The sequence below is a fragment of the Vibrio sp. 1727 genome (genome assembly GCF_033344415.1).
GTDB lineage: Bacteria > Pseudomonadota > Gammaproteobacteria > Enterobacterales > Vibrionaceae > Vibrio > Vibrio alginolyticus.
This window is the reverse complement of the sequence record NZ_JAWPOT010000077.1, coordinates 1-1,129: the sequence shown is the minus strand read 5'-3', so window position 1 is coordinate 1,129 and position 1,129 is coordinate 1. Positions and strand designations below refer to the sequence as shown.

1 protein-coding gene is annotated in these 1,129 nt (G+C 47.3%); it reads right to left on the bottom strand.

The genetic code is table 11. The features are described 5' to 3' along the window. The coding region (tuf, locus tag R8O10_RS23910; protein WP_017633725.1) for an elongation factor Tu at window positions 1–1,129 on the bottom strand (1,129 nt) is incomplete at both ends.

The window sequence follows — 1,129 nt, the reverse complement described above, 5'->3', positions numbered from 1 at the left end:
ATCGCGAAACGTAGACCTTCGTCCATTGCGATTGGTGCGATTAGCTCTACAGTCATCTGTACGTTGTCGCCTGGCATTACCATTTCTACGCCGTCTGGTAGCTGGATGTCACCAGTTACGTCAGTTGTACGGAAGTAGAACTGTGGACGGTAGCCTTTGAAGAATGGAGTGTGACGACCACCTTCATCTTTAGACAGTACGTATACTTCTGATTCGAACTTAGTGTGTGGAGTGATTGAACCAGGCTTAGCTAGTACTTGACCACGTTCAACTTCGTCACGCTTAGTACCACGTAGAAGTGCACCAACGTTCTCACCTGCACGGCCTTCGTCTAGAAGCTTACGGAACATCTCAACACCAGTACATGTAGTTGTAGTAGTGTCTTTGATACCTACGATAGCAACTTCGTCACCTACAGTTAGGATACCACGCTCGATACGGCCAGTTACTACTGTACCACGACCTTGGATTGAGAATACGTCTTCGATAGGCATTAGGAATGGCTGATCTACCGCACGCTCTGGCTCAGGGATGTAAGTATCTAGAGCTTCTGCTAGTTCAACGATTTTCGCTTCCCACTGCTCTTCGCCGTTTAGTGCGCCTAGTGCAGAACCTTGGATAACTGGTAGGTCATCACCTGGGAAATCGTATTCAGATAGAAGTTCACGAACTTCCATTTCTACTAGTTCTAGTAGCTCTTCATCGTCAACCATGTCACATTTGTTCATGAATACGATGATGTATGGGATACCAACCTGACGGCCTAGTAGGATGTGCTCACGAGTTTGTGGCATTGGGCCATCTGTCGCAGCAACAACTAGGATACCACCGTCCATCTGTGCAGCACCAGTGATCATGTTTTTAACATAGTCAGCGTGTCCTGGACAGTCAACGTGTGCGTAGTGGCGTGATGGAGTGTCGTACTCAACGTGAGAAGTTGCGATTGTGATACCGCGCTCACGCTCTTCTGGAGCGTTATCGATAGATGCGAAGTCTTTAGCTACACCGCCGTAAACTTTAGCAAGAGTAGTACAGATAGCTGCAGTTAGAGTTGTTTTACCGTGGTCAACGTGGCCGATAGTACCAACGTTAACGTGCGGTTTCGTACGTTCAAATTTTTCTTTAGACA